Origin of the sequence: Curtobacterium pusillum, from assembly GCF_013359865.1 — a bacterium.
In the GTDB taxonomy this organism is placed as follows: domain Bacteria; phylum Actinomycetota; class Actinomycetes; order Actinomycetales; family Microbacteriaceae; genus Curtobacterium; species Curtobacterium pusillum.
Genome location: NZ_JABMCE010000025.1, coordinates 1 through 6,834 on the forward strand (window position 1 = coordinate 1; position 6,834 = coordinate 6,834).

A 6,834-nucleotide genomic window follows, 5' to 3' on the forward strand; every position below is an offset into this window, starting at 1 on the left:
GCCGCCGGCCGCGTCGCGCGACGCCACGAACGCCGCCACGCACCGGCGGACCTGCTCCTCGGCGTGCGCGGCCGACAGCTGCACCCGGATCCGGGCTCGCCCCTTCGGCACCACCGGGTAGCTGAACGCCGTGACGTAGATCCCGCGCGCCTGCATCTCGTCCGCGATCCGGGCGGTGAGCGCGGCGTCGTGGAACATCACCGGGACGATCGGGTGCTCCCCCGGCAGCAGCTCGAAGCCCGCCTCGGTCATCAGCGACCGGAACAGGGCCGCGTTCCGCTGCAGGACCGAGCGGGCGTCGTCCGACCGCTCGATGAGGTCGAGCGCAGCGACCGTCCCCGCAGCGATCACCGGCGCGAGCGAGTTCGAGAACAGGTACGGCCGAGACCGCTGCCGGAGCAGGTCCACGATCTCCCGCCGCGAGGCCACGTACCCGCCCGAGGCGCCACCGAGCGCCTTGCCGAACGTCCCCGTGTACACGTCGACCCGGTCCGCGACGCCGCACAGCTCCGGCGTGCCGCGGCCGTGCTCACCCACGAACCCGACCGCGTGCGAGTCGTCCACGATGACGAGCGCGTCGTACCGGTCGGCGAGGTCGCAGATCTCGGCGAGCGGCGCGATCGAGCCGTCCATCGAGAACACGCCGTCCGTGACCACCGCACGGAAGCGAGCCGAGGAGGCGGCAGCGAGCTGCGCCTCCAGATCGGCCATGTCCCGGTTCTTGTACCGGAACCGCTGCGCCTTCGACAACCGCACGCCGTCGATGATCGAGGCATGGTTCAGCTCGTCCGAGATGATCGCGTCCTCCGCGCCGAGGAGCACCTCGAACAGACCGCCGTTCGCGTCGAAGCACGACGAGTACAGGATCGTGGCCTCGGTGCCCAGGAAGGCCGACACCCGGCGCTCGAGGTCGAGGTGCAGGTCCTGCGTGCCGCAGATGAACCGCACGCTCGCCATCCCGTAGCCCCAGCGGTCGAGGGCGTCCTTCGCGGCGTCCACCAGGTCGGTGGAGTCGGCGAGCCCCAGGTAGTTGTTCGCGCAAAAGTTCAGCAGGTCCACGCCGTCGGCCTCGATCGCCGCACGCTGCGGGCCGGCGATGCCACGCTCCCGCTTCGTCAGACCGGCCGCCTCGATCCCCGCCAGCTCCGCCGTCAGGTGGTCCTTGATCGCGCCGTACATCAGATCTCCGTCCAGTCGATGACGACCTTGCCGCCGTCCGCGCTCGCCGCCGCGGCGAACGCCTCCTCCCAGTCCCGGGCCGCGTACCGTGCCGAGACGATCGAACCGATGCGGTCGCGCAGCACCTCGCTGGTCTGCAGCATCGAGCTCATGGTCTGCCAGGTCTCGAACATCTCCCGCCCGTAGATGCCCTTCACGGTGAGCATGTGCGTGACGACCTTGCCCCAGTCGACCGCGATCTCCCCGGTCGGCAGGCCGAGCATCGCGATCCGTCCGCCGTGGTTCATGTTGTCGACCATCGACGGCAGCGCCGTCGGTGCGCCGGACATCTCGAAGCCCACGTCGAACCCCTCCCGCAGCCCGAGTCGTGCCTGCGCAGCGCGGATCGCGGCAGGACCGTCGACACCGACGTCGACCCCGAGGTCGGCACCCATCGCCGTCGCCATCGCCAGCCGGTTCGCGCTGACGTCCGTGCCGACGACGAACCGCGCCCCGGCGTGGCGCGCGACCGCGATCGCCATGAGCCCGATCGGGCCGCACCCCGTGACGAGCACGTCCTCGCCGACGACCGGGAACGCCAGAGCCGTGTGCACCGCGTTGCCGAGCGGGTCGAACAGGGCGCCCACGTCAGGGTCGACGTCGGTGTGGTGCACCCACACGTTGGCGCCGGGCAGGGTCAGGTACTCCGCGAACGCGCCGTCGCGCTGCACGCCGAGGCCCTTCGTCCGGATGCACATCTGGCGGCGCCCGGCACGGCAGTTGCGGCAGGTGCCGCACACGATGTGCCCCTCACCGGAGACCCGGTCCCCCACGGCGACGTCGCGTACGGCGGAACCGACCTCGACGACTTCGCCGAAGAACTCGTGCCCGGGGACGAGCGGGGCCGTCACCGCGGAGGCCGCCCAGTCGTCCCACCGCCGGATGTGCAGGTCGGTCCCGCATATCCCGGTGCGGAGGACCCGGATGAGGACCTCGTCCTCACCGGGGACCGGCACCGGCCGTTCGGTCATGGTCAGTCCCGGAACTGCGTCCGGCTTGTACAGCGCCCTCATCGGCGTCATCCGCGTCACCTCGTCGTGCGTGATGTGTGTCCTCGGCGGCTCGTGACCGCCGTCGTCCAGCCTCCCACACGTGGGGCACCCGGGCCACGCGGGTCGCATGCACGGCGCGAACCCGGACGTGCGTGCGCATGCATCGACACCACACACGTCGATCGACGAGCGGAACGTCGCAACATGCGCCCGCAACGACTGCGCGCCGGCGGCGGCCTGGAGGCGCGGCGTGCGCCCGACACGTCGTCCCACCCGAGCAGGTGCGTGGCCGGCCGGGTCAGACCTCGCTGAACGGCTCCGCGTCGTCCAGTCGCACCCGGAGCGCGGGCGCCGCCCGACGACGGTTGCCACCCGGCAGCACGCGCCGGGTCGACGATCGCCGGATCACCTCGGCCTTGAGCGTCGCCGCGACCTCGGCCCCGTGCGCGTACGGGAAGCGCACGATCGCGCGGACGGTCCCGGGGAGCGCATCGTCCTCGACCGGCACCGGACCGAGCACGGATCCGGCCGTGAGCCCCTCGAGCGCCTCGACCGCGGCCGTGACCGCTTCGTCCGTGCCGGTCAGCGTCGCGACGCGCACCGCCGGCGGGAAGTGCAGCTCTCGACGATCGGCGAGCTCGTCGTGCGCCGGGCCGTCGAGCCGCCAGAGCGCCATCGCCGTCGCGAGCTTCCCGCCGATGCCGACCAGGTACGCCTCCGCCCCGGGAGCGCCCTTCGCGGCGGCGTTCGTCCAGAAGCGCAGGACGTCCTCCTGCACCCGGAGTCCCTCCCGCGCGAGCATGCGCTCCCCGTCGAGCAGCAGCACGCACGCGTAGCCACCGGCGACGGAGGGTTCGGCACCGCGGGTCGCGACGACGACCGACGGCCGCGCGGGGACCTCGTCGAGCGGGCGTGATCCGTCGGCCACCACGATCCGGGTGCCCGGGAACGCCCGCCCGAGTTCGTCCGCGGTGCGCTGGGCGCCCTGTCCGATGGGCTTGACCGTGCCGTTGCCGCACGTCGGGCAGCGGAACCCGACCGCGAGGGCACCGCAGAACCGGCACTGGGGCGTCGCGCCGCGGTGCGGAGTGCCGAGCGGGCCGCCGCAGACCCGGCAGTGCGCTCGCTCGCCGCACTCGGCGCAGACCAGGCCCGTGCCGAAGCCCGGACTGGCCACCTGCACGAGGACGGCGCCGGCCTGGCTGGCCTCCCGCGCCGCACGCCAGGCGGAGCTCGGGATGCGGGCCTGTGCGGCGTAGCCCTCCGCCCCGGTCTGCTGCACCGTGGGGATGACCTTCGGCGTCTTCACCCGGTACGGAGCGACCTCCTGCAGCCAGTGCAGCTCGACGAGCCGTTGCACGTCGGTGCTCCGCGCGTGCGACACGAACAGGAGCGCCGCGCCGGACTGCGCCGCCCGGACCAGGGCGACGTCCCGGGTGTGCACGTACGGCGCGCGGGGCTCGATGAACGACGCGTCCCCGTCGTCCCACATCGCGATGAGCCCGAGGTCCGTCGCCGGCGCGTACATCGCCGTGCGGTTGCCGATCGCGACCACCGCGTGCGTGCGTGCCTGCAGGAGGGCCTTCGCACGCTGCCCGTTCGTCTGCTTGGCGTCGAACCGCACCACCCGTTCGGCCGGCAGCACGGCGAGGAGCGCCCGTTCGAGGTCGGTGACGTCGCGGAAGTCGGGCACGGCGACGACGGCGGACCGCTCCGACGCGACCGTGTGCGCCGCGGCCTGCGCGAGCGTCGCGGCCCACCCGGGGACCCACACCGGCTCGTCCTCCGTCCCGAGCGCGACCGGGTGGGGGACGGCGGCGACCGCAGCGCGACCGCGGTCGGCGACCAGTGCCTCCAGGACGCCGTCGGCGTAGCCGGTGACGGGCGGTGGCGTGACCGCGGTCGGTGACCAGGTCGTGTCTCGGTTCAGCCAGGCCTTCTCGACGCGCACCTGGCGGGTCGGTACGGCGAGGCGGAGCACGTCGGAGGCGACGCCGGCGGCACGGTCGGCGACGGCGCGCGCCAGGGCCCAGATCTCCGGCGCCAGCGCCGGGACGGGCGAGACGACCGTCTCGACGGCGCTGAGTTCACCGGGGTACTCCCCCTCGGTGACGATCTCGACGACGTACGCGTCGGACATCCGTGCGCCGGTCCGGAGCGGGACCTTCACGCGGACCCCCGGCGCGCAGTCGTCCTCGAGCTCGGCCGGCACCCGGTAGTCGAACAGACGGTCCAACTGCGGGAGCGGCGAGTCGAGGACGACGCGCGCGACGGTGGTCACGCGGTGCCTCAGACGGCGGCGGCGACGAGTCCTGCGGCGGCGCGGAGTTCCTCGACGCGGTCGAGCTGCTCCCAGGTGAACCCGGGGAGCTCGCGGCCGAAGTGACCGTACGTCGCGGTCTGCGCGTACCGCGGCTTCAGCAGGTCGAGGTCGCGGATGATCGCGGCCGGACGGAGGTCGAACACCTCGAGGATGGCGGCCTCGATGGCGGCGTCGTCCACGTGGCCGGTGCCGAACGACTCGACGTACAACCCGACGGGCTTCGCGCGACCGATCGCGTACGCGACCTGCACCTCGAGCCGGTCGGCGAGCCCCGCGGCGACCGCGTTCTTCGCGACCCAGCGGAGCGCGTAGGCGGCCGAGCGGTCGACCTTCGACGGGTCCTTGCCGCTGAACGCGCCACCACCGTGACGGGAGGCCCCGCCGTAGGTGTCGACGATGACCTTGCGGCCGGTGAGTCCGGCGTCGCCCTGGGGGCCGCCGATCTCGAACCGGCCGGTCGGGTTCACGATGACGTCGACGTGCGACGAGTCGAGGTCCACCAGGTCGAGCACGGGACGGATCACGTGCTCGGTGACGGCGGCGGTGAGTTCGTCGAGCGTGACCGACGGCGAGTGCTGCGTCGAGAGCACGACGGTCTCGACGGTCTTCGGCACGACGCCGTCGTACCCGACCGTCACCTGGGTCTTGCCGTCCGGGCGCAGGAACGTCAGCTGGCCCGACTTGCGGACCTCGGCCAGGCGCTCGGCGAGGCGGTGCGCCAGCCAGATCGCGACCGGCATGTACTCGGGCGTCTCGTTCGTCGCGAAGCCGAACATGATGCCCTGGTCGCCCGCGCCCTGGCGGTCGAGCGGGTCCACGCCGACGCCGGAGCGTGCGTCGAGCGACTCGTCGACGCCCTGGGCGATGTCGGGCGACTGTGCGCCGATCGACACCTCGACGCCGCAGGTGTGCCCGTCGAAGGACACCTCGGACGAGTTGTAACCGATGCCCGTGATGACGTCACGGACCAGCTTCGGGATCTCGACGTAGCCGGAGGTCGTGACCTCGCCCGCGACGTGCACGAGCCCGGTCGTGACCATCGTCTCGACGGCCACGCGTGCGTGCGGGTCCACCGTCAGCAGTGCGTCGAGGATCGTGTCCGAGATCTGGTCGCAGATCTTGTCGGGGTGCCCCTCGGTGACCGACTCGGACGTGAAGAGGCGCAGGTTGCTGCTCGTCACCGCGATCAGTCGGTGGGCTGCTGCTGCTTGGTGACGGTGAGCTTGTCCTCGTTGATCTCGTGCAGCGCGACGGACAGCGGCTTGTCGTCGATCGTCGAGTCGACGAGCGGGCCGACGTTGTCGAAGAGCGAGCCCTCGTGCAGGTCGGCGTAGTAGTCGTTGATCTGGCGAGCACGCTTGGAGGCGAAGATCACCAGCGCGTACTTCGACTCGACCTTGGCGAGCAGGTCGTCGATGGGCGGGTCGATGATGCCCTGGGGGTTGGCCATGGTGTCTCCTCGTGGTCGAACGCGCCGGTCAGGGCGCAGTGAACAAGTCTACGACCTCGCGTGCCGCAGTGCCGACATCGGAGTTCACGATCCGCACGTCGAACTCGTCCTGGGCGGCGAGCTCGACCTTCGCGGTGTCGAGCCGTCGGGCCTGTTCCTCGGCGGATTCGGTGCCGCGCCCGATGAGCCGACGGACGAGTTCCTCCCACGACGGGGGCAGCAGGAACACCAGGACCGCCTCGGGCATGGCGTCGCGGACCTGCCGGGCACCCTGCAGGTCGATCTCGAGCATGACCTTGTCGCCGGCGTCGAGCGCGCGGTCGATCGGCGGACGGGGCGTGCCGTACCGGTACGAGTTGTGCACCGTCGCCCACTCGAGGAGTTCGCGGTCGCGGATCATCCGGTCGAACTCGTCGTCGTCGACGAAGTAGTAGTGCACGCCGTCGACCTCGCCCGGGCGGGGCTTCCGGGTCGTGGCCGAGACGCTGAGGTTGACGTCGGGGTACTGCTCACGGATGTACGCGCTGACGGTGCCCTTCCCGACCGCGGTGGGCCCGGCGAGGACGACGAGCTTCGAGCTGCCGCGCTTCCGGCCGCGGGCCGCGAGCCAGTCGGCGAGCTCCGAGCGCTGCCGGGTGCCGAGGCCGCCGAGGCGCTTCGACGGCGCGATCCGCAGGTCACCCATGATCGCCTCGGCACGTGCCGGACCGATCCCGGGGAGACTCGTCAGCAGGTCGCGGACGCGCAGGGACTTCTCGGCGGGGACGTCGGCGTCGGACCAGGCCGCACGGGCGACCTCGAGCGCGGACCGCTCCCCCGAGGCGACGGCGGCCTTCACCGCGGCGCGGGCC

General features: G+C 72.2%; 6 protein-coding genes. All 6 read right to left on the reverse strand.

Features of this window, described 5'->3' with window-relative positions; all coding sequences use genetic code 11:
- A partial coding sequence (locus tag HP507_RS00340) for a glycine C-acetyltransferase (protein WP_175349915.1) occupies nt 1–1,179 on the reverse strand: 1,179 nt, incomplete at its 3' end.
- Entirely contained in the window at nt 1,179–2,231 is a 1,053-nt protein-coding gene (tdh, locus tag HP507_RS00345; protein WP_175349918.1) for an L-threonine 3-dehydrogenase, read from the reverse strand. The genes HP507_RS00340 and tdh, both read right to left, overlap by 1 nt.
- Before the next feature lie 277 nt (nt 2,232–2,508).
- Nucleotides 2,509–4,491 (reverse strand): primosomal protein N' family DNA-binding protein, encoded by a 1,983-nt coding sequence (locus HP507_RS00350; protein ID WP_175349916.1) that lies wholly within the window; start codon nt 4,489–4,491, stop codon nt 2,509–2,511.
- An 8-nt stretch (nt 4,492–4,499) separates the two neighbouring features.
- A complete protein-coding gene (gene metK, locus HP507_RS00355; RefSeq protein WP_175349917.1) occupies nt 4,500–5,714 on the reverse strand; it encodes a methionine adenosyltransferase in 1,215 nt (404 codons plus the stop codon).
- Nucleotides 5,715–5,719: 5 nt separating this feature from the next.
- On the reverse strand, nt 5,720–5,983 hold the full coding sequence (gene rpoZ / locus HP507_RS00360; RefSeq protein WP_022906709.1) for a DNA-directed RNA polymerase subunit omega: 264 nt from the start codon (nt 5,981–5,983) through the stop codon (nt 5,720–5,722).
- A gap of 28 nt (nt 5,984–6,011) precedes the next feature.
- Nucleotides 6,012–6,834: guanylate kinase (gene gmk, locus HP507_RS00365; protein WP_217508342.1), on the reverse strand; the 823-nt coding region annotated here is incomplete at its 5' end.